Source organism: Photobacterium profundum (assembly GCF_003026285.1).
GTDB lineage: Bacteria > Pseudomonadota > Gammaproteobacteria > Enterobacterales > Vibrionaceae > Photobacterium > Photobacterium profundum.
Genome location: NZ_PYOD01000001.1, coordinates 803,498 through 825,464, shown reverse-complemented (window position 1 = coordinate 825,464; position 21,967 = coordinate 803,498). Strand labels below are relative to the sequence as shown.

Genomic DNA, 21,967 nt, shown 5'->3' with positions numbered 1-21,967 from the left:
CCGGTAGCTGCTGTTTTCAATGTATTTCAATAACACTATCGGATAACGCAAGGAGGTGCTGCCATGTTGTATGCCGCGTTACTCGTTTTTGTCAGCATAGTTTTGACTGTATTAGGTGTTACTGCCCTAGGTTATAGTCAAGGCGATGTACCTGCTCTCGCTTTAGCGATTCCAGCCCTGTGGTTACTTCCTCAAGGTGGAGCCGCTGCTTGGCTTTTATTGATAGGCTTAGCCTCTTTTGGTGCTGTATTACCAGATCAATCTTTAGCATTATCTATTAGCATTTTTATGATGTTACCTATTTTTTCTATCGCTTTCTCGCCTAAAAGTAATTGGCAATTAGGTGCATTACTTGTTTCTGTTGTTATTGCAATGGATGTGGGGCTAATGGCCTTGCAAGGTGAAGGGAAATTACCCGGTAGCGTTGGTGCTACCGTCGTACAAATTGTTGCTGTATGTATTATTTGGTATGCCGCTCGCTCTTGGCGCACTGTAGAAGGAAATACGTGGTGGCCATTGTTTTTAGTGGTACCGCTATGGGTTGGGGGATTACAGCATGCTGCGTTAGTTGCTTTGTGTATTACAGGGTTAATTGCGGCACTGCAAGGTATGAAAAAGGTGAAAGTCGGAGATTGGGTGCCACGCTTGGCTTGGGTATTACCAGCAGTAGGGTTTGCAACATTAGTGATTGTGCCGCAGTTTGACGTGCCAAACCCTGTCTTAGTTGCATGGCTATTAATACTTGGTGGAGCGTTATTGGGTGAATTCTTATTGGAAGATCCTGAAGAAGTATAGGGCGATACTTAGCTGATTCGTAATCACTTATTATCACAATCAATCACTTTGAGTAATAATTCAGCAGTTGATTCGGTGAAGTGATATAACACCTTGCATTGTATGCGGCCTTGGTAGATAATCTTTTCCGTTCTCAAGCAGAACTGAAAGAATCTATGGAGGCCCCCATTGGTCCTCCCGCAACACTAACCTGTGAACTCGGCCAGGCCCGGAAGGGAGCAACCGCAGCAGGTGACGTGTGTGCCGGGATGTGGCTGGTGGGGGCTTCCACCCATCTAGCGTTTGTAGTTTGCACCATAAGCCTGCATATCTTCCCTAATACCCTGCATAAATTGCACTATAAGTCTGCATAAGCTATTTTTGTTGTAGTAAAACGACAAATGGGCTGGTCTATTATGTACCGCCGAAAGCTAAAACACTCCCGCGAAAAGAACCTTTTTAAGTTTGTCAGTGCTAAGATGAATCAAGTCATGACAGTTGAGTCATATCTTGAGTTCGATACTTGCCTCCACCTCGAATATTCATCATCGATAACGTCTTTTATTGCCCAGCCTGAAGGTTTTATTTATCACCTTGATGATCGAGATCTTCCTTATACTCCTGATTTTCAGATTATTGAGAACGATACCGCTAAGTGGATTGAAGTGAAACCTTTCGCGAAAACCCTGAATCCAGACTTTCTTCAACGCTTTAAAGCTAAGCAGGAAAAAGCACAAAAACTGGTTCTGTTGCATCTTGGAATTGGAATGTAGAAACACTTATTTCCAGATACAATTAGGCCGCTAGGGAGTAAAATTGCTCCCTAGCAGACATATCTCCAGCATTTTTCATCTGACCTTTGCGAAGCATCTGCCATAACTCAACAACGGCGATACTCGCCTCAGCTCCCTCAATGTTTATTTAATTAACAAGGCTTGTCTCTCATCACAGGAGCCGTTTGTGGATTTATCGAGATTTTCTGCTAGAGCCAAATAGACTGCCGGTAACACAAATAGGGTAAAGATAGTGCCGATAAACATGCCTGCTACCAAAATAATACCGATACTATTTCTGGCTTCTGCGCCTGGCCCAGTCACTAAAACTAGAGGAAAGTGACCAAGTACTGTCGCAGCAGTTGTCATTAAAATAGGTCGTAACCTTAACTTTGCGCTATGTACGACAGCATCCAATTTCCGATACCCTTTTTGTTGAAGTTCATTCGCAAACTCTGTGATTAAAATTCCATTTTTTGCGACTAAACCCACGAGAGTAATAAAACCGATTTGGGCGTAGATATTCATGGTTGTCATACCAAGAAATGAGAACGACATGCCGCTAGCAAGGGCCAAGGGTACGGACCCGAGTAATACAACCAGTGGCGAACGAAAGCTGTTAAACTGTATCGCTAGAACCATGTAAACCATGAATAAAGAGACGGCAAGCACAGAGAATAAACTGTTTCCTTCTTGGCGGAGTTGACGAGAGCCGCCCGCATAGTTCACTTGGTATCCAGACGGTAATATCTTCTCTGCCTTTTGCTCTAGAATACTCAGCGCTTGATCGGGTGTTGTCCCTGGCACCAATCCACCTAAAACACGAAACGAGTTAAGTTGGTTAAATCGGTTCGCGCTGCGTACGCTGACTGTTTGCTCTAAGTTTGCGATACTACTTAACGGTACAAAATCGCCATTCGGTGTTTTTATTTGTAGGGTGAGTAATGTTTCACTGCTATTTAGCTGTTGCTCATCAACCATGGGTATCACACGATAGGCCTTACCATTACTATCAAAACGTGTCACGTCTTGTTCCGACACCATCAGTGATATTTGGTCTGTTACCGCTTTGGTTGTTAACCCTAAGTCCATCATTTTTGTATTGTCAAACTCGAGTCGGGCATGAGGCATATCGATCTTAAGGTCCGTATTAACAAACATGAATTTGCCACTTTTGTGCGCGGCTTCTAACAGTTGGTAAGCATATGGCAGCATATTGGTATAACTGTCTTGCGATTGAATTACCATTTCTACATCAAATTGCCCAGCCGTCGGCAGTGGCATCGGTGACGTTGGGTAAACTCTTAAGCCAGTGATTTCTTTGAGTGCAAAGTAAATATTTTGGACAACATCTGAGGTTGAGTATGGGCGTTGGTCGTATGGAACGAAGTTAATTCCACTGAAACCGCCTGACTCAGTAAGAGTCTGCCATACCATGTCTATGCCTTCCATTTGCTCGATAGAGCTGACCGCCTTTTGCATAAATTGATTGCTATAGTCTAAAGAACCACCTGAAGGAGCTTCAGAAATAACAAATAGCGAACTCTGGTCTTCAACAGGAGCAAGCTCTTGCTGTGAAAACATATAGAAAGGAACGATCAAAAGAGATAGTACAAATGCTCCTGTTAATAGGGCTCGGTGATGAGAGAAAACACGATATAGTCCATTCTCATAACGCGCTGACAATCGGTCGAATATGAGGTTGACCTTGTGCGTTAGGCGACTTTCTTGCCCCTTTTCTTGAGAGACGTAGGCACTCATGATTGGCGATAAAGTAATAGCAACGATACCGGAAAAAAGAACAGCAATGGCTAACGTAAACGCGAACTCTTTAAATAGAGCACCAGACAAACCGCCGACAAAACCAATGGGTACAAATACTAAAGCCAAGGTGATTGTCATAGAAAAAATAGGGCGCAGTAGTTCTCTTGAGCTTACTAGTGCTGCTTCAATTCGGCCTTTACCATTTCGCATATGACGTGCGACATTTTCTACAACTACAATCGCATCATCGACAACCAGCCCTACAGATAAGACGATTGCCAAAATGGTCAGCAAATTAAGTGAGAAACCCGCTAATAGCATCGCTGCTATGCTACCTAAAATCGAAATAGGAATCGTCACCAAAGGCACCAACGCCGTTCGAAATGATCCCATTAGCAACAGAATCACTACGCCTACCAGCAACACCGTTTCGACAAGAGTGGTGAAAATTTCCTTGAGTGCGTCTCGCATATATTGAGTGCCATCATAGCCAATGGTGATGCTTGTTCCTTCTGGTAAGCGTGAATTAGTGACCACAAGTTGCTTGTATAATGCATCGCCAATTGAAATTTCGTTCGAACCAGGTGAAGTTACGATGCCGATAAAAACTGACTCACTAAGATCTAGGCGTGCAGAGTCGGTGCCGCGATCCTCTCCAAGCTTTATACGAGCGATATCGCTAAGGTAAATAAAAGTATCACCACTCTTTTTCACGATCATTTGGCGAAAATCGTCGGCGCTTTGGTATAGTGCATTACTCATGATGCTTATGTTTTGGCTAGCGCTTTCTACATGACCTAATGAAGCGATTACATTGTTGTCGATTAAGGCCTGATGAACTTGATCTGCACCAATATTCAAGCTTGCCATTTTCAGAGGATCGAGCCACACACGCATAGCTGGCTTGCGTCCACCAAGTACATCCGCACTTTGAACTCCAGACACAGACGCAAACCAAGGTGTTACATCGCGTTCTAAAAAGTCGGTGAGCTCTGCCCTGTCCATTGTTGTGCTAGAAATATTCAGGTAAAAAGTGGCTCCTGGCCTGTCGACGCGGGCAACGGAAACACTTGGGTCTTGCACGCCATCTGGCAGTTCATAAGAGATCTGGCTGAGCCGTGAGTTGAGTTCAGCAAGCGCATTAGTGCTATTTTCGTTGAGTTTGAGCCATACCGTAACCTTGCTCATTCCTGCCGTCGTTGATGAATCAACGTAGTCTACGCCAGGAACGCTCATTGCAGCTCTTTCAATTGGTTCCGTCACGAAGCCTTTTACGACATCAGCAGACACGCCAACATACTCAGTGGTGATAACTAGCGAAGAACTTTCTATCTGGGGAAACTGCGAGATCGATAATCGTTGTGATGCCATGGTTCCAGCAATGATAATGATCAGAGAAATGACTATTGCAAGAACGGGCTTTTTAACAAAGATATCCATTATTATTCTCCAACAGCTGCAACCAGTGAGGACTCTTGTTGTGAAGTGCCCTCCTTTGAGCGTACCAACAAGCCTTCATAGAGTTTGAATGCACCAGCAGTTGCTATCTTTTCACCTTCATGTATGCCTTCAGTGATTAGCTTTGAGCCATTAATCTCTGAGATAACTTGTACGGAAGCGCGTTTTGCGCGGTAAGCTCCGGGCTCACTGTTGAGTGCGGTTAACTTCATGACATATGAGCCATAAATATCTTGATTAACAGAGGTAACAGGGACTTGATATACCGTCTTGTTATCACTTATCGGAATGAGCACTTCCAATGGCATGTTTGGTGTGTAGGGGGCGAGAGTTCGGCTAACCTCTGCGCGATATCTCAGGCTACGAGTTGTATCCGATATTTGTGTGTCTTTTGCTATGACAGTTGCCAGCTGGAAAGATGATGTACCAAGATAATCAATGTTTCTCGCACGTATTTGAGAGCTTATTTTGAGCTCTGGGTAAAATTGTGGAACGCTAAAATCTACCCAGATTTTGTCACTGTCTCCAATAAAAGTTGAAAGTACTTGGTTAGCAGATACATAGTCTCCTAACTTGATATCATGAAGACCTATCACCCCATCAAATGGAGCGACAATGGTCTTTTGTTTGATTGTGGCTTGTAGTACCTCAATTTCAGATTGAACCACGATAAGATCAGCATAAGCTTGATCATATTGCTCTTGGCTAATCGATTTTTTTTCCAACAAGGTTTGATAACGTTGAAGTACTGATTGAGCATGTTTTTTGCGCGCTTGTGCCGACTTTATTCGAGCGCGTTCTTCAGAAATATCGACCTGAAATAACAGGTCTCCTGCATTAGCCTTTTCACCCGGTTGGAAACCAACAAAGGCAACTTTCCCCGACAGCTCTAGGGATAAATTAGATTGCAGTGGCGATGCGGCACTGCCAAGCACGCTGACAGTCGGTGTATGATCCGAAACTTTTACGTATGTGGCATCGACGACTTCGTAGTGTTCTGGGAAGGATGCGGCCATATCTATAGCTACTTTTATTTGATTGTATTTGTAATACCCCAATCCACCGATAATCAAGACTAAGCTTGATAGCACCCATAGCCAACCTGCGAATGAAGACCTTTTCTTTTTCATAAACTCACCACAATTAATTACAATAATCGCATTCGAATGGTATTCGAACATGGTTCACATCCTAAATGCATAGTATTTATTGTCAAATAGAGAGATTTAAAATTCAGGGGGGATTAAGGAGAAGAACTCTATTTTTATATTTAAATATCAATAGTATAGACATGGTATTCTTGAGTGAGAATTATATTCATTGACAATGTTTTCGTATTCGTAGCAGCTTACCTATAAAGATTGACTCACGTGGGGGGATTTATTAGCATTCATCCGAATATTATTCGAATGAAGGTTCACTATGCCTGCACCTAAGCACACTATCGCTGAACAAGAACAACTCATCTTAGACGCTGCCGCACAATGCATCCTCGACACTTCGTTGATCGATTTTAAGATGTCGGCGATTGCTAAAAAAGCCGGATTATCGATGGGCTCTGTTTATAAGCATATTCAATCTAAAGAAGATGTATTGGTTGCTCTGTCTGTACGTCTTGACAGTCAAGCATCCAATGTCATTCGAGAGATTCTTGCTCTACCATATTCACTTCCAGCGAAGATAGTGGCAATTAACCTTGTGTCACAAGAAGCAATGTATACTTATTCTTTTTCTTATCAGCTACTTACGCTTCTAAGCAGCAGAGACTTGTTAGCCAAAGCCTCTGATAAATGGCTAACTAAATTATCTTTAGTGTCAACAGAAATTAGGCTTCAGTTTCAAGGTGCGCTACGAGAGGCCGTACGTTCAGAAGAATTACTTTGTGAAGAAGAAGAAAAAGAAGCTCTGATTGAAGAGTTTATGTTGCTGCATTGGGCCGTAAATATTGGATATACACAAATCCTTAACCACCCGCATGAGACTCATATTAACGAAGCTAAGACAAACGTTAATGTACCGTTGACTTTGGATCACCCATTACTGCGAGCGACTATCCGTATGACGAATAGCTACCCTTGGAAAGAACCCGTTACACGAGAAGAGTTATCTGAAATTGAGTTGGTGCTCATCGAAAATGATTTACGATAGATTTAGCTTCTTTTTTCCTTAATTTACTGTAGCTATTAAGCAGATATCTCGTAGTCAATTACTTATTGATGTAACGCTTTTGACGACATCAATGGTACCGTTTATGTTGTAGATACTCATAATCATACAGTAAGTAGATTTGCGATTGTAACTCAGAAGTGTCCTATATAGATGTAAAGTTCTTAGGTATTTAGAGGCTGTAAGAAAGTATCTTACAGGTTGGAATCAGGAATGGTAAAGCGGTAAAGTTTATGTCGACTTATGCTTCATATTTATGTCAACTAATGGTGCAGATATTGTGTTAACATGCTGATTGTTTCGTTGTGCTATGTCAGCTTATGCTGCAAGCAACAGCGTTTGTAGTTTGCACCATAAGCTGACATATTTTCCCTACCTCTTGTCATAACTTGCATCATAAGCTGTCATAGCCTATTTTTCTGCATTGCTACTCTGAATGCATGATTTTCAGTAAAGGCAAGGGCGAATACCGTAACAACTTATTAAGACATCCGCCAAACTATGCCGTTATAACCAGCGTGCCCTAATGACTTGAGCAACAGCATTTCCCCAGTGTTGATAGATCTCAGGTCCAGGATGAAATCCATCACTCGCCATTTGATCGGGTTCTAATTGGTGTTCAATGGTAATTATTTCGCAATCATTTTGAGTAGAAACCCAGAGTGCAAGTTTTCGATTAAAGGCTTTGGCTTTACTGCCTAAATACCAACGAAGCGGGTTGGGAAGCGCAGGAAACTTATCCATTGGAGGAACCTTGGTGAGAATAATTTGTTGGCAAGAAAAGTAATCACGTAACTGAGCAACGAGGTACTTTTGCTGCTTCATCCATTCGCTTGAACTCAACGGCGTGGTCACATCGTTTACCCCTAAAGAGACAATAACAATGTCGTAATCTTGCTTAGGGTGCTCTGAAAGCTTTCGCCACACTTTCTTTGTCGTAACACCCGTTTTAGCGATTAACTGCCAATCTATTCTAAATTGATCACATAGCGCGCTAATAAGCTGCCCTGATAACGCCTGTGATTGATGTTCAACGCCAACTCCCGCTGCGGCAGAATCACCTAAAAGAAGCAGCCGAAGAGACTTACCTTGTCCTTCAATTCCATGACGTGGACCTGCCGCTTCTTTTAATCTAGGCGTTGATTTACGGATAGAAATCCCTTGCGGTAATAATACCGGAGCCATAAGCAATAGTACTAATTGATGTAACATGGCATCTCCTTATCAAATGTATTCATCACCAGCCTTATCAATCATAGAACCAATTTTTCTTAATGGGGTGGAGAAGGTATCGTGATCAATCAACTCTAATCATTTGCAACACTAGGTCAATGTTATGGTGCTTCATGCCTCTGTATTGGCTGGTGTGCAATGCATTAATAATACTTCCCATTGCTATAAGACGTCTAATTCCAGTTATTACTGCGTTACATATTATGGAAAACGACTATTAACGTGATTGGAATTACATTTTTCACATTGTTTCGGGATCGTTCCCGAAGATTTATGTATATTCTTCGAGTAACTATAAAGTGTACGAGTAATCAGTTCACTTTATGAGTTACTGGTTACTTTATATGCCTGCTTACAGTAGGAATAATATTTCATCTGCTTGTATTTGTATGAATGGGAACGTTTGCAATTCGATGCCTATTTGCAATCCAAAACGGAGAAATATAACAATGAAAATGAATACGCTTACCTTAGCAGTGGTGTTAGGGCTTGGATCTACCTCAGTAATAGCGAATACAGATGTAGCAGAGCTAGAACAACGCATTAATGAACTAGAAGCACGCTTAGTCAAAACGGAACAAGTAACAGAAGAAGCAAGCGACCAAGCCTCATCTTTTGAGTTTCATGGCTATGCTCGTGCGGGCTTGCTGATTAATGATAACTTGAATGGCGCGACGGGAACTGGCCCCTACATGACTGCTGCAGGTGCTATTGGCGCTCCAATTGGCCGTTTAGGCGTTGAAGATGACAACTATGTGGAAGCAAACCTAATTCATAATCGTTATCTAGATGATGGTTCTAGTGCTCGCTTCCATATTATGCTGGCAGATAGTGTAGAAACAAACAATGAATGGACGGCTGAAGAGAGTCAGCTGAATGTGCGTCAGGTATACTCCGAGTTAGCGAACTTGCGTGCGTTTAGTGACTCTGAAGCACTATCAAATGCAACGTTCTGGGCTGGAAAACGGTTTGATCGTGCCAACTACGATATCCATTTCTTAGATTCTGATATTGTTTTCTTATCAGGTACCGGAGCTGGTGTTTATGATGTCCAACTGTCGGATGATTGGAAAGCTAACTTCTCAATCTATGGTCGTGATTTTGGAAATATCGATAGTTCATCAACGGATATCGAAAACTATATCGCAACAATAAACAACTGGGTAGGTAACTGGCAGTTCATGTTAAGTGGTATGACGGCTTCAGATAACAAAGAGCTGACGCAAGGCTCGGCAGATAAAGGCTTCCATGCTTTGTTGGCTTACCATGCTGATAGCTTTTATGGTGCAGGAGAAGGGTTCGCTAAGTCAGGCGTACTATTTGGAGACGGTCTGGGTGCTGAGTTGAAAGGCATTGGTTCAAATGGCTTGTTGACGGAAAATGCTCAGGCTGTTCGTGCGTTTACCTATGGTGTGACTCGTTTTGCAGAAAATTGGCGTGCGGCACCTTCGTTTATGGCGGAGTATAGCCAAGACCGTTTTGAGAAAAATGATGAATTTGCATGGGCTTCTGTCAATCTGCGTCTGGCACAAGAGTTCACTGAGAACTTTGAGATGGTGTATGAAGGCTCATATCAGTATATGGACTTAGATAACTCAACAGATAAAGCGAGTGGTAGCTTCTACAAAGCGACGATTGCACCAACCTTGAAGTTATCTACCAGTAAGGGATTCTTTGACCGCCCTGAATTACGTTTTGCGGTAAGTTATGTGGATTGGAGCGAAGATCTTAATGATTACGCAGTCAGTCTTGATGCAGATGCTGCAACCATGGGTGATGGTGGCGAAGTACTATTCGCGCTTCAAATGGAAACGTGGTTCTAAAAGATACACCATAATTCGCCAGCCTTGGAGGCTGGCGTTGTTATAGCGATTAACAGGTCTCACGTTCAACATTTTGAAAAGTAAGTACCACTTTACTCATTTCGAAACCTTGGTTGTTGATTCGCTCTAATAGTAACTTTGCTGCATTTTCACCAGCTTTATCAAAAGCATAATTAAACGTTGATAAGGAAGGGGTGCAAACAGAAGCAAGTTCGTCGTTACCTACACCAAGCACTTTTATCTCCTTTCCTGGTGTGATTCCATTTTCTTGAATTGCGCGTATTGCTCCTATGGCAATTCGGTCTGTCGCACAAAAAATTCCATCGGTTTCGGTGAATTTGCTTAAATATTCTTTCGCTGTTTCGTAACCCGATTCGATGGAGAAGTCTCCACGAGCGTGGAAGAGTAACGAGAGCTGGTTAAACTCAAGCGCTTGAGCTAGACCCTGAGAGCGCAGCTTATCCACCGCTAGATCGTCGCCCTGAACACCAATAAAGCCAATTTTTTTACAGCCTTTTGCTGTCAGTCGGTTTCCTGCCTCATAGCCAACGCGGTAGTCATCATGAACAATACTCGGAATATTATGCATAGAACCATCTTGACCCACTAATATCACTGGTACGTTTGATATTTGAATCGCATTAACAAGGGTTTTGTCGAGATGTGTCGCGTATAGGATGATCCCTTCCACGCGTTTTTGGTTAAAGATCTGTATATATTCGAGTTCTTTTTGATGTTCTTGGTGCGTACTGGCAAGTAATACGTGCTTTCCTGCTTTATCAAGAATGCTAGTCAGTCCATCTACCCCTAACGCCGTGGCGTGAGAAGAGACGCGTGGAACAATAACGCCAACTAAATTAGTTTTCTGTGATTTAAGATCTTTAGCGACTTGATTGGGAATATAACCACATTCTGAAATAGCCTTTTGTACCTTGATCTTTGTCGCGCCTTTTACGCCGTACTCGTCATTAATAACTCGTGACACCGTTGATTTTGATACCCCAGCAATTAGGGCGACATCGTGTAGGCTTGCCATCTTCGTTAATCCATCTCGTTATACTTTCATTAAACTGGGATTGTTTGCAATTTTTCAGCTATGAACCCCTTTGTTAAAGCCGATTCTACAGTGCTTTCTGCTCATGATGGAGACTTTTAGACGATCAATTTCACACAATTTGTTGTTTCCCTTTGACGATCTAGTCTGGATCAGCAAGAATCTTTATTGCAAACGTTCCCAAAAAAGATTCAAGCATAGTTAAACTAGATATAAAATCGGGGTCTGTAATGAATTATCCATCAATAGCAAAAGAGCTAATCACTCATTTAGGTGGCAAGAGCAATATTACCGCACTGGCGCACTGCGCGACGCGTTTGCGTTTGGCTGTAGCCGATGAGTCTTTGATTGATGAAAATGCAATCGACAACTTAGAAGGCGTGAAAGGGCAGTTTAAAATAGCAGGTCAGTATCAAGTGATTTTTGGCTCTGGCATTGTGAACCAAGTTTATGCAGAAATGGCAAAGTTAACTGGCATGAGTGAAATGTCGACCAATGATGTTGCTTCTGCGGGGGCACAAAAACAAAATATTTTACAGCGCGCAGTAAAAGGTCTTTCTGACATTTTTGTACCCATTATTCCAGCAATTGTTGCTGGTGGTTTATTAATGGGTATCTACAACCTTCTGACCGCTCAGGGCCTTTTTATTGATGGGCTCTCTTTGATTGATGCAAACCCTGGTCTAACTGACCTTGCAAGCATGATCAATACTTTTGCTAATGCGCCTTTTGTCTACTTGCCAATTTTGCTTGCGTTCTCAGCTAGCAAAAAGTTTGGGGGTAACCCATTTTTGGGCGCTGCTCTCGGCATGTTGATGGTGCACCCAGACTTACTCAATGGGTGGGGTTTTGGTGGTGCTTCAGTGTCCGGTACGATTCCTGTGTGGAATATTATGGGCTTGGAGATCGAGAAGGTTGGTTATCAGGGCTCGGTACTTCCTGTATTGGTTGCGGCTTTCATTCTGGCGAAAGTTGAACTTGGTTTAAGAAAAGTTATTCCGTCGGTATTAGATAACCTACTGACTCCAATGTTAGCTATTTTTATTACTGGTTTTCTGACCTTTACTATTGTTGGTCCATTTACTCGTGATATTGGTTTCTTATTGGGTGATGGTCTTAACTGGCTATATAACTCAGCTGGTTTTATCGGTGGAGCTCTATTTGGCTTTATTTATGCGCCATTTGTTATTACTGGCATGCACCACAGCTTCATTGCTATTGAAACGCAGTTACTGGCTGATATAGCCATTACTGGTGGTACATTCATTTTCCCTATCGCAGCGATGTCAAACGTCTCTCAGGGTGCAGCAGCATTAGCTGTTGGTGTAATGAGCAAAGATAAGAAGATGAAAGGTATTGCAATTCCATCAGGCATAACGGGTCTGTTAGGTATTACTGAACCCGCAATGTTTGGTGTGAACTTAAAGCTTCGCTACCCATTTATAGCCGCTATTACGGCAGCTGGTCTATCTAGTGCGTTTATCACTATGTTTAACGTTAAAGCACAAGCTCTTGGTGCTGCTGGTATACCGGGCATTATTTCAATTGCTCCAGATAAAATTGGTTACTACGTAGTAGGGATGCTTATTGCATTTGTTACTGCATTTGGCTTAACGATAGTTTTAGGATTACGTGAGCGGGCTAAGCAAAATGTAAAAATTACCGCTTAACCAATCTTTAGTAACGACATTTATTTCTGTTGCCTCCGGAGTAAGCTGCTCCCCCTTTTGCAGCTTCTCTTTTCCTAGTTTTAGGGCTGCTCGTCAAGCCGGAAGTTTGACTAGCATTTTTAGAATATCCCTGTTGCTGACCGGTCAAATTCAGCAGCGAGCAATGATTAGTCTTTTCAATGGTGAGTATTATGAGTCGAGTATGGGTTACTGGGGATGCAGTTGTGGATCTGATCCCTGATTCAAGCAATACCTTATTGAAGTGTCCGGGTGGTGCGCCGGCTAATGTCGCGGTTGCGATTTCCCGGCTTGGTGGAAACGCAGCCTTTTTTGGTCGTGTTGGTAATGATCCCTTTGGGCATTTCATGGCTATGACGCTGTCAGACGAACAGGTAGATACACATTATTTGGTTAAAGACGACAATCAGCGTACATCCACGGTATTAGTCGATTTAGATGAAGATGGTGAACGAACATTTACGTTTATGGTTAAACCAAGCGCTGACCAATTTACTCAGATCAAAGATGTACCAGAGTTTATTGCCGGGGAATGGCTGCACGTATGTTCTATTGCATTAGCTAATGAACCAAGCCGTTCTTCGACATTAACAGCACTTAAAAAAGTGAAAGCCGCAGGTGGTTACATCAGTTTCGACCCGAACTTACGCGATGAAGTTTGGAATAATCCAGCTGAGATTAAGTCCGTGGTATTGGATGCCATTCAACTTGCTGATGTTGTTAAATTTTCAGAAGAAGAATTGGCGTTTCTTACCGATACGAACAGCATTGCTGAAGGGCTAGATGTTATTGGGTCTTTTGGCAATAAGCTTGTATTGGTCACTCAAGGTGCTAAGGGCGTTCTTATCGATGTTGATGGAGTACGAGAGCTGGTTTCGGGCACGATCGTTAAGCCCGTAGATACAACAGGTGCTGGTGATGCGTTTGTTGGTGGACTACTGGCGAAGTTGTCTCAAACATCAGAGTGGCAAAGCACTTCGACAATTCAAGCTGCAATCCTGTGGGCAAATGCTTGTGGCGCGTTAGCCACAACTCAAAAGGGGGCGATGAGTGCACTTCCGACCGAAAAAGAACTGTCTGATTTTATAAACAACAAGCCCTAGGTAAATGAATCACTCACTGTCGAAATAACGGGTTTAAGTGTATGGCTAGAGAAGCAAAGAAAAACTGGACGGTTGAACAAAGATATCGTCGTTTAGAGGACATTTCCCATACTCAAATCACTGAGATGACGGAAAAAAGAAGCCTTGATAATGGGTACCCAAACTATCATATCGCCCCTGCTTTTGGCTTATTAAATGACCCAAATGGTTTGTGCTACTTTAATAGTGAACATCATATTTTTTATCAATGGACGCCTGTTGGTCCCGTTCATGGCATGAAGTACTGGTATCACCTTTCTACCAAAGACTTTATTCATTTCACCGATCATGGTGCCGCTATTCATCCAGATCAAGATTATGACTCGCATGGCGTGTACTCAGGTGGCGCGATTGTGGAGAACGATAGTGCATTGCTGTTCTTTACAGGCAATAAACGTGATGAGAATTGGAAACGAATTCCAACGCAATGTTACGCAACGATGAATACAGCAGGTGAGATAGAAAAGAAAGGAATCATCATTGAAAATGACCACTACACAGAACACTTCCGAGATCCAAAAGTGTGGAAACAAGGTGATGATTTTTACATGGTGGTTGGCGCTCAAACACAAGATTTAAAAGGGGCGATGATCCTTTATCATAGTCAGGATCTGTCTAAGTGGGAGCATAAGGGACCAATCAAAACGACGTACAATGATTTTGGTTACATGTGGGAGTGTCCTGATTTTTTCGAACTAGATGGAAAAGCTGTGATGCTATTTTCACCGCAAGGTGTGTCATCGTCTAATCCTTATGATTTTAAAAATGCTTTTTCCGTGACCTACTTAATTGGTGACCGATTGAACTTTAGTTCTATGGAGCTAGAGGGCGAGCAAAGTATTCGACAGCCAGATTATGGTTTTGATTTTTATGCGCCCCAAACCTATGTCGATGATAAAGGGCGTCGCATTCTCTATGCTTGGGTAGGGTTACCAGATATCGATACCCCTTCGGTGAAACATGAATGGGCAGGAATGCTATCACTCCCAAGAGAGCTGAGAATAGAAAATGGGTTTATGGTTCAAAAAGCGTTAGAAGAGTTAGAAGCGCTGCGTGGTGAGGCAATTGAATTTGAGGATGTTCTCCAGCTACCAAGCAATAGTTTCTATTTAACTCTTGATATCGACACCGTGGATTTTTCTATTGAGTTAGGGAACAGTGTTGGAGATAAGATTGAACTCAAAGGGACGGAAGCTGAGTTTATTCTCGACCGTTCACAGATGAGTGAAGTTTACGCTGAAGAGTTCGGTTTAACTCGCAAAGCTCCAAGGTTAAGCCTAACCCAACAAATTGAAATGTATGTTGATCAGTCAGTGATAGAGATATTTATTAATGATGGTAAGCATACGATGACGAGTCGTTTCTTTATTGACGATTTGAGTTACCTTAAAGTATCTACATCACTTAAACCGACTTATTATCCAATGAAATCATTAAGCGTTTCTAACATGAAATAGTTAGGCATTGACTAAAAAAGCATTGCTAAACAGCAGTGCTTTACTATTTCAGATAGGTTATTCATCGGCCCTACAATGAAGCAGTGTCTGTTCTGGACAAATTAGGTCATCTATCTTTAATCACACTCGAAGTTACAGGGGGTCTGCTTCTAGTTTAATTTTTGACATTGCAACGTTTTCGGTCACACCATCTTTAGTTAGTTTTCAATATGTTATTTGGGCAATAGGTAGTAGCCCAACTTCTTGTTTCCCTGGCATTTACTCAGTACAAGCCATGATTACAGGATAACAACTATAACAAACGTTTAATGCTTTATATTTATGTCCACTAACGGTGCAGATATTGTGTTAACATGCTGACAGTTTAGTGACACTATGTCGGCTTATGCCGCATGCAACACGTTTGGTGTTTTCACCATAAGCTATTTTTTGTAGTAAAACAGCTCTATTTTGTATTGCTGCAAGTTAAAACACTCCCGCGAAAAGAACCTTTTTAAGTTTGTCAGTGCTAAGATGAATCAAGTTATGACCGTTAAGTCATATCTTGAGTTTGATATTTGCTACTACCTCGAATATGCATCATCTATAACGTCTTTTATTGCCCTGCCAGAAGGTTTTATCTATATCGTTCTAATTAGATAAACAATACTATCTATACTAATCACCAAAAAGGATTAAAAAATGACTGTAAAACACACCCCTACAGGTATCGTACATAAAGGTGCTAAAGGTGGAACTACAGGATGTCGTATTAACACAAAAGTACGTTCAAAGCATTGGGTTGCCTCAACAGAAAAAGTTACTTGCGATAAGTATGGATGTAGAAACGAAAAATAATATTTTAACTGCGATTTTTCGAAAGGCTGCCAATTGGCGGCCTTTTTTGTTTCTGAGCGTACAAAGTTATTTCACGATACTTTAACTTACGCATTGCAATTAATTGCTTTTAATGGCTTAATAATACATCGTTTTATTGGGTTTCAAATGGATTAAAAATGAAAAAATTATTATTACTGTCTCTAATTGCTTTCGGTTTGTCTGGTTGTTCTGGTATTCATCAAACAGACAAAGCGTTTGATGCGCATGCAGAAAGTGTCAATGTGTTGTTTTTGCAATTCCCAGGTGGTGATACGCAAGAGCGTGCTATGGATTTAGTACCTAGTAATGCTGAAATCGTTACAGTTAAATCGACGGTTTCGGATACCTCATCATTCCTTGGTGTGTTAAATCGCATCATCGGTATGGATCAAACTAAAGTTGCTGGTGTAATCAAAGAATAATACTGAAAATACACCTTATGTCGCACGGATTTTTCGTTGATATTTAGAACGTAAAGCTACCTTTTTGGGTGGCTTTTTTTGTCGTAACATCAGGTCCGTTTGATACCGGTTTATTATAAAAGTTGTAATCATAATCTCGGAAAAATCTTACAGGTCGTTATCTGTACGCTAGTTTTCAGCTAGCCGTAAAGATAAGAGTATGAGGAGGAGGAAAAGTATTTGATATCATCAGAGTTAAAATTAGCCTGTTTATGTTCATAGTTATTTTTTCGCCCGCCGAAATTGAAATGGTTATAGAAGTATTGTTATTCATGAATATTTAGTGAAAACTTTTTAAATTTTACCATGACTTTATCAATGATTATTTATACAAAAATTAGTAGCGTATATCGCAAAGTTAATTAATGGGGTGTTAAGTGGTAAAGTTTATTTTTATGTACTCTTTATTATTATGTTGAACTAATGGTATGAATAATAAATGAATATATTTTCAATAAAGTAATGATGACGATTAATTAGAGCAAGAATTCGAAAAGGTGATATAACACACACCTTAATAATAAAGATCACAATTTAAATTTAAATAAGATGAATATCACAGTTGCATACCAAATATTACAGATAATACCTATGGATTGTTTATATACCAATAATAAATAGAAGGTACGATCATGAAAAATGGAATTTTTTACTGCTCCGCATTGGCGGTAGCGCTTACTCTTGCAGGTTGTAATAACGATAATAATAACGACGACGGTAAAACAGCAGAGATTGATTATGGCGCAAAAGCGATGGATTATTTGGTCGAAATTGCTGATGAAACACAAGGTATAGGTGCACGAGAAGCAAGCACACAACAAGAACTCGAAACAGGTGCATGGATATACGATAAGCTAACAGGGTTTGGTTATGATGTAACGATTCAACCTTTTACTTACACAAAAAAAGTGGGTGGTGTTGATACCATACTTATTTCGAATAATTATATTATTGAAAAGAAGGGAGCTCAGGATAAAACAATTGTACTCTCTGCCCACTATGACTCCACGGGGTCAGACCATGGCTCTTTAGGGGCGACAGACAATGGAGCAGGCCTTGCTGCCGCAATTGCAATTGCTGAAAAACTCCAACTAACCGATCTGCCTTATAACGTCCGTATATTATTTCCTGGTGCTGAAGAGAACGGTTTAAATGGTTCATTGCATTACGTCAAAAATGCCATAGACAATGACGAACTAGATAACGTTATAGGTATGATCAACTATGACACAGTTGGCGGTGGTGATATCGTTTATGTTCATGCTGCCCATTCTGATTATGAGGAATATAAGGGTGAGTGCGAATCACTAGGCCTCAACGAAACCAATTACACAACAGAGACAAAATTCCGCGATGCTATGTTACAAGCTTCGATAGATGTAAATGGTGAGGATGCGAAATATATTATCCATCCAGCACTTGAAGGCTATCCAGAAGGAGAGACGGGCTCATGGTCTGATCATGCTGGATTTGCTTGTGCCGGAATACCGATTGCTTATGTTGAAGCAACTAACTTTAATATTAACGGTAAATATGGATACGATGGTTACTCACAAACCACCAATCCGGAAATGTGGGATTGCTATGATTCTGATATCAAGACAGCTTGTGACCGAGATACGGAAACCAAGTGGGGTAAAATTTGGCATACTGAATATGATAAGTTGGATAAGCTAGACGAAGCCTTCCCAGGCCGTGTTGCGAAGCAAGTGAGTGATAATGTAAATATCGTTATCGAGTTATTGACTAACGACAAATACATCACTGTTCAGTAATAAAGAGGAATTTCATCGCGCCATTCTACTTATTATTATAGAGTGGCGCTTTTATTTTAAAATACTCGTTAATTAATTTTAAAACAGGTACTTCCCGTCGTTATTGAATGAGTTAGATAATGTGAGACAATATGTATTACTCATCAAGATTTCGGCCTTTGAATATCACTGACATTTTTGAGGGATATATGTGAATAGAAGAGGGGATTTAGCCCTTCATCTTGCCTATAATCCAAGAGCAACGTTCTGGCTAAAGGTGGATTTAACAATTAAGATAATTAATTTACTACTGCCCAAAATCGTGTTTCAGCAACTCTCCAATATCATGACCTCATAAAGTAAGGTCGACATAATTATTCCCATTCAGTAATTGTCTTTTGGTCGTACTGTTGCTTTCAGCAATAAGGAAAAAATGGACATTATGCATTTTTTTTCCCTCAATAGTGGGCTAGCTCTCTTTATTGCAAATGAATCTGGACGCAATGTATAGATTTTCAGTGTCTGCGTCTCAAATTTGTAATGCGAAGCTCTGAATGTGAGCAAACGTGTGAACTTTAGTACTTAAGCATCACTGCAAGGTTACTTTATCTACCATATATTTTTTGCCTTTGATTAGGTAACAAACGATAATTCTAATTCCAACCGAGTTAACTATTTATTGAGTTGTTATATGCAATTACAGGCTATTCAAAAGGGACGCTTTACTTACTTATGGGAAGATAACCATTCTCTTATTGAGCAAGTCATTTTGAGCTGTATTAAAGACCGTAAAATTGTTGATGAGGGGCACAAACTGTTAGTTCAAGGCGAAGCTGTCTCTTCATTATATTTGGTGGAGAGTGGTCGAGTATCGATGGGCGTAACGGCGAGAAATGGTCGGGTATTTCAGCTCGGTACACTGGAGTGCGAATCTCAGCTATTTGGCGAGATGGAGTTTTTTACCGGATACACCTGCCAGATGGATATTATCGCTCTAGAGGCGATAGAAATAGCAGTAATTGATGGTGTATTACTTCAACAAGCATTGCAGCTGCACCCTCATTTGTCACTGTTTTTTGCCAGTGCTATTGCTATTGATTATCAAGATACCGTTGAGATTTTTACTCGTCGAATGTTATATCCCATCGCTTATAATATTGCCTACGATATATATCATCAGCATCTTAATGACTTACCCGTTGATGGATTTGGTAAACATTATTTAGAGGCAGAACGTTTTGGCACCTCAGATAGAGTTTACCGTAGAGCGGTGAAGGAGTTAGAGAATTTAGGCTTGATTTCAAAGCAAAGGCACACAATTAAAATCGAGAATCTAGATGCATTAAAAAAGTATGTAGAGCAGAAATAAACCAGCCTGTAGCAGTTCAGGCTGGCTATTGATTAGATGTGTATGATTAGGCGTGTGTAAGTGATGATGCTGAACTTTTCGCTAATTTATTAGAAGCAAAAAGCATCACTAAGACAACAGCATAGATGACTGGGATTGCATACATAACGGTTTGCAGACCAATAATACTTTCAAACATAGAGCTGATCGCTGGGCTAAACATTGCGCCAGCGCTACCGCTTATTAGAATGTAAGAGACATTTTTGCTACTTGCTGATTTAACAAATGAAACACCGTAAGCAATGAACGCGTTGTATAACGCAGCACAAGCAAAGCCATAGCCATAAGTGAGGTAAGGAAGCCAGCTTAGTTGTTCAGTTGTTACAATCAGTGCTGTTAGCATCATAGCAAAAGAGATAATTGTAATTAAAAAGTGTTGAATCTTCATGCGCGATACAATGACGGTTGAAACAAGTGCCCCTACCAATGCTGCAGACCAATATTGGGTGATAATGTTGCCCGCATCTTCAAATGGAATCGCAAACTTTTCTTTTACAAACATTGGTGCCCAAGTCAAGAAGGTGTATAGCGCAAGCATACCTAGAAATAAGCCCACCCCACCGCTGATAATACCTAAATTCCATTCCGACTTATTACCATTAGTATCTTCTTGTTCAGATCCCTCGCATGATTTGAAGTTAGTCATAAGTGCGACAAGTGCGGTAGCAATAGCAACACAGCCGACCGTTAAGTAACTTATGCTCCATGACAGTGAGTTAGTCAGAGCGTAAGTGGTAACCAGAGGGAATACTACGCCAGCAACATTGAAGGTTGCATCTTGCACGACCAGCATCGTACTTTGGATTTTGTCTTTCCAGACGGATACGACAATGGTGCCAGCAATACACAGACCAACGCCACCGCAAAAGCCGATGATCGTCATTGCGAGCATGACAAGTGCTAAAGAGGGGGCGAGGTACAAACCGAGTGCACTTATACCAATAGCGCTGTAGCTTAAAACAGTAATGCGTTTGATACCTATTTTCTCTATAAGAAAAAATGCGGCAATAGTACCAGCTAAGGCTCCCCCGTTAAGCAGGGAGAAAATAAAGGCAACATCGTTAACGTTTGCTGAATACATATCAGCAATGGGTTCTACGAGCATGCCGAATTGTGTCGCGAAGCCTGCCATAACAAAGTTGGCCAAAAAGCTAATCGCTGTGAGTGTTATTTTATTTTTCATCGTCACTCCAATATGTAGAGGCAGAGATAATAGCTTTCAGGCTTATTTGATAGCAGTTTCTAGGGCAATTTCAATCATATGATTAAATGATAATTGACGCTCTTCTGCTGTTGTTTCTTCACCCGTGATGCAGTGATCAGATACCGTCAATATCCCAAGAGCTTCTATACCAAATTGGTGAGCTAATCCATATAGCCCCGCCACTTCCATGTCAACACCAAGCACGCCGAACTTTTCAAGGGCTGAAATCATTTCCATGTCTGGATCATAATAAAGATCCCCGGTAAAAATGTTGCCCACTTTTACGTCGACCTGGTTTTGTTGTGCAACTGTGTAGGCGTGATGGAGTAAGTCAAAAGTGGCGGATGTTGCCATATGGTAGCCACTGCTGCGTTTGGCATTGGTTGGAGAATCGGTACCAGCTGCTTGAGCTAGAATAACGTCACGCATATGTACATCTTTTTGGGTTGCACCAATGCTACCAATACGAATAATACGCTTAACACCAAAGTCGTGAATTAGCTCATGCCCATATAGCACCATAGAAGGGATACCCATACCATGTCCCATAACGGATACTCGATGGCCTTTATAGTAGCCAGTGAACCCAAGCATATTGCGGATGTCGGTAACTTGTTTAACATCTTCTAAATAAGTCTCGGCAATATATTTTGCACGAAGAGGATCTCCAGGCATGATGACTGTGTCTGCAAAGTCTTCTGGTTTACCATTAATATGTGCTGTCATTGAGATAATTCCTAACTGTTCTCTGAATGACAAGAATCATAATAGGGCGTGATTGAAATGAATTAGGACAATAGTCCGGTTTGAAAGTGTAGCTTCTCGTTTTTATACTTTTCCAGAATACAATGCCCATATAAGTTAGAGATAGCTGCAATACTTTTACTCATTATAGCTTTTTAACCAGTTGCATAATAAATGCAGTTAGATACTCTCACTTACCCTAAAAC

Annotated in this window: 18 protein-coding genes and 1 other RNA gene; 13 read left to right on the top strand and 6 right to left on the bottom strand. The window is 41.2% G+C overall.

Annotated features, from left to right (window positions below):
- Positions 1-63 precede the first annotated feature (63 nt).
- The 3 genes from C9J48_RS03565 to C9J48_RS03555 all read left to right on the top strand — a co-directional run bounded on the left by C9J48_RS03565 (position 64) and on the right by C9J48_RS03555 (position 1,547).
- A complete protein-coding gene (locus C9J48_RS03565) occupies positions 64-795 on the top strand; it encodes a VP0952 family biofilm-associated protein (protein WP_006231025.1) in 732 nt (243 codons plus the stop codon).
- A gap of 166 nt (positions 796-961) precedes the next feature.
- Positions 962-1,058: signal recognition particle sRNA small type (gene ffs / locus C9J48_RS03560), an RNA gene on the top strand.
- Between the two features lie 207 nt (positions 1,059-1,265).
- Positions 1,266-1,547, top strand: a complete 282-nt coding sequence (locus C9J48_RS03555) for a TnsA endonuclease N-terminal domain-containing protein (RefSeq protein WP_131541643.1) — start codon at positions 1,266-1,268, stop codon at positions 1,545-1,547.
- A gap of 144 nt (positions 1,548-1,691) precedes the next feature.
- Here the strand turns inward: C9J48_RS03555 and C9J48_RS03550 are convergent, their stop codons facing one another.
- A complete protein-coding gene (locus C9J48_RS03550) occupies positions 1,692-4,751 on the bottom strand; it encodes an efflux RND transporter permease subunit (RefSeq protein WP_006231028.1) in 3,060 nt (1,019 codons plus the stop codon).
- Positions 4,752-4,753: 2 nt separating this feature from the next.
- A complete protein-coding gene (locus tag C9J48_RS03545) occupies positions 4,754-5,899 on the bottom strand; it encodes an efflux RND transporter periplasmic adaptor subunit (RefSeq protein ID WP_242610836.1) in 1,146 nt (381 codons plus the stop codon).
- Positions 5,900-6,191: 292 nt separating this feature from the next.
- Between C9J48_RS03545 and C9J48_RS03540 the strand changes: the two genes are divergently transcribed.
- Both C9J48_RS03540 and C9J48_RS28390 read left to right on the top strand, forming a co-directional pair.
- On the top strand, positions 6,192-6,917 hold the full coding sequence (locus C9J48_RS03540) for a TetR/AcrR family transcriptional regulator (protein WP_006231030.1): 726 nt from the start codon (positions 6,192-6,194) through the stop codon (positions 6,915-6,917).
- Positions 6,918-7,004: 87 nt separating this feature from the next.
- Entirely contained in the window at positions 7,005-7,088 is an 84-nt protein-coding gene (locus C9J48_RS28390) for a hypothetical protein (protein WP_107281059.1), read from the top strand.
- Positions 7,089-7,442: 354 nt separating this feature from the next.
- On the opposite strand, the gene C9J48_RS03530 is transcribed toward C9J48_RS28390, so the two are convergent.
- Positions 7,443-8,147 carry an SGNH/GDSL hydrolase family protein gene (locus tag C9J48_RS03530; protein ID WP_006231031.1) on the bottom strand — a complete coding sequence of 235 codons (705 nt, stop codon included), beginning with the start codon at positions 8,145-8,147 and terminating at the stop codon, positions 7,443-7,445.
- Between the two features lie 470 nt (positions 8,148-8,617).
- On the opposite strand from C9J48_RS03530, the gene C9J48_RS03525 reads away from it, so the two are divergent.
- Entirely contained in the window at positions 8,618-9,991 is a 1,374-nt protein-coding gene (locus C9J48_RS03525) for a carbohydrate porin (protein WP_006231032.1), read from the top strand.
- 49 nt (positions 9,992-10,040) lie between these two features.
- Here the strand turns inward: C9J48_RS03525 and C9J48_RS03520 are convergent, their stop codons facing one another.
- A complete protein-coding gene (locus C9J48_RS03520) occupies positions 10,041-11,027 on the bottom strand; it encodes a LacI family DNA-binding transcriptional regulator (RefSeq protein ID WP_006231033.1) in 987 nt (328 codons plus the stop codon).
- Between the two features lie 248 nt (positions 11,028-11,275).
- Between C9J48_RS03520 and C9J48_RS03515 the strand changes: the two genes are divergently transcribed.
- From C9J48_RS03515 to C9J48_RS03490, 7 genes are all read left to right on the top strand, one after another.
- Complete coding sequence (locus C9J48_RS03515; RefSeq protein ID WP_006231035.1) at positions 11,276-12,715, top strand: sucrose-specific PTS transporter subunit IIBC; 1,440 nt, start codon at positions 11,276-11,278, stop codon at positions 12,713-12,715.
- A 191-nt stretch (positions 12,716-12,906) separates the two neighbouring features.
- Complete coding sequence (gene cscK, locus C9J48_RS03510; protein ID WP_107281037.1) at positions 12,907-13,836, top strand: fructokinase; 930 nt, start codon at positions 12,907-12,909, stop codon at positions 13,834-13,836.
- A 41-nt stretch (positions 13,837-13,877) separates the two neighbouring features.
- Positions 13,878-15,332, top strand: coding sequence for a sucrose-6-phosphate hydrolase (locus C9J48_RS03505; protein WP_006231037.1), 1,455 nt, complete (start codon positions 13,878-13,880; stop codon positions 15,330-15,332).
- A gap of 681 nt (positions 15,333-16,013) precedes the next feature.
- Positions 16,014-16,169 (top strand): hypothetical protein, encoded by a 156-nt coding sequence (locus C9J48_RS27795; protein ID WP_086004183.1) that lies wholly within the window; start codon positions 16,014-16,016, stop codon positions 16,167-16,169.
- A 158-nt stretch (positions 16,170-16,327) separates the two neighbouring features.
- Positions 16,328-16,612, top strand: a complete 285-nt coding sequence (locus tag C9J48_RS03500; RefSeq protein ID WP_006231039.1) for a hypothetical protein — start codon at positions 16,328-16,330, stop codon at positions 16,610-16,612.
- A gap of 671 nt (positions 16,613-17,283) precedes the next feature.
- The gene (locus C9J48_RS03495) at positions 17,284-18,426 is read left to right on the top strand and encodes a M28 family metallopeptidase (protein ID WP_006231040.1); all 1,143 of its coding nucleotides are present in this window, start codon (positions 17,284-17,286) and stop codon (positions 18,424-18,426) included.
- Positions 18,427-19,096: 670 nt separating this feature from the next.
- Entirely contained in the window at positions 19,097-19,774 is a 678-nt protein-coding gene (locus C9J48_RS03490) for a Crp/Fnr family transcriptional regulator (protein WP_006231041.1), read from the top strand.
- 46 nt (positions 19,775-19,820) lie between these two features.
- Here C9J48_RS03490 and tsgA read toward each other — a convergent pair whose 3' ends face one another.
- Positions 19,821-20,996 (bottom strand): MFS transporter TsgA, encoded by a 1,176-nt coding sequence (gene tsgA, locus C9J48_RS03485; protein ID WP_006231042.1) that lies wholly within the window; start codon positions 20,994-20,996, stop codon positions 19,821-19,823.
- Between the two features lie 42 nt (positions 20,997-21,038).
- Positions 21,039-21,743 (bottom strand): purine-nucleoside phosphorylase, encoded by a 705-nt coding sequence (gene deoD / locus C9J48_RS03480; RefSeq protein ID WP_006231043.1) that lies wholly within the window; start codon positions 21,741-21,743, stop codon positions 21,039-21,041.
- Between the last annotated feature and the right edge of the window lie 224 nt (positions 21,744-21,967).

Excerpts from the sequence above, each read along its gene's own strand:
- C9J48_RS03565 (WP_006231025.1), top strand. The coding sequence starts at position 64 with ATGTTGTATGCCGCGTTACTCGTTTTTGTCAGCATAGTTTTGACTGTA.
- C9J48_RS03500 (WP_006231039.1), top strand. The coding sequence starts at position 16,328 with ATGAAAAAATTATTATTACTGTCTCTAATTGCTTTCGGTTTGTCTGGT.
- tsgA (WP_006231042.1), bottom strand. The coding sequence starts at position 20,996 with ATGAAAAATAAAATAACACTCACAGCGATTAGCTTTTTGGCCAACTTT.
- deoD (WP_006231043.1), bottom strand. The coding sequence starts at position 21,743 with ATGACAGCACATATTAATGGTAAACCAGAAGACTTTGCAGACACAGTC.
- C9J48_RS03550 (WP_006231028.1), bottom strand. The coding sequence starts at position 4,751 with ATGGATATCTTTGTTAAAAAGCCCGTTCTTGCAATAGTCATTTCTCTG.
- C9J48_RS03515 (WP_006231035.1), top strand. The coding sequence starts at position 11,276 with ATGAATTATCCATCAATAGCAAAAGAGCTAATCACTCATTTAGGTGGC.
- C9J48_RS03540 (WP_006231030.1), top strand. The coding sequence starts at position 6,192 with ATGCCTGCACCTAAGCACACTATCGCTGAACAAGAACAACTCATCTTA.
- C9J48_RS03520 (WP_006231033.1), bottom strand. The coding sequence starts at position 11,027 with ATGGCAAGCCTACACGATGTCGCCCTAATTGCTGGGGTATCAAAATCA.
- C9J48_RS03490 (WP_006231041.1), top strand. The coding sequence starts at position 19,097 with ATGCAATTACAGGCTATTCAAAAGGGACGCTTTACTTACTTATGGGAA.
- C9J48_RS03555 (WP_131541643.1), top strand. The coding sequence starts at position 1,266 with ATGACAGTTGAGTCATATCTTGAGTTCGATACTTGCCTCCACCTCGAA.
- C9J48_RS03530 (WP_006231031.1), bottom strand. The coding sequence starts at position 8,147 with ATGTTACATCAATTAGTACTATTGCTTATGGCTCCGGTATTATTACCG.
- C9J48_RS03505 (WP_006231037.1), top strand. The coding sequence starts at position 13,878 with ATGGCTAGAGAAGCAAAGAAAAACTGGACGGTTGAACAAAGATATCGT.
- cscK (WP_107281037.1), top strand. The coding sequence starts at position 12,907 with ATGAGTCGAGTATGGGTTACTGGGGATGCAGTTGTGGATCTGATCCCT.
- C9J48_RS27795 (WP_086004183.1), top strand. The coding sequence starts at position 16,014 with ATGACTGTAAAACACACCCCTACAGGTATCGTACATAAAGGTGCTAAA.
- C9J48_RS03495 (WP_006231040.1), top strand. The coding sequence starts at position 17,284 with ATGAAAAATGGAATTTTTTACTGCTCCGCATTGGCGGTAGCGCTTACT.
- C9J48_RS03545 (WP_242610836.1), bottom strand. The coding sequence starts at position 5,899 with ATGAAAAAGAAAAGGTCTTCATTCGCAGGTTGGCTATGGGTGCTATCA.
- C9J48_RS03525 (WP_006231032.1), top strand. The coding sequence starts at position 8,618 with ATGAAAATGAATACGCTTACCTTAGCAGTGGTGTTAGGGCTTGGATCT.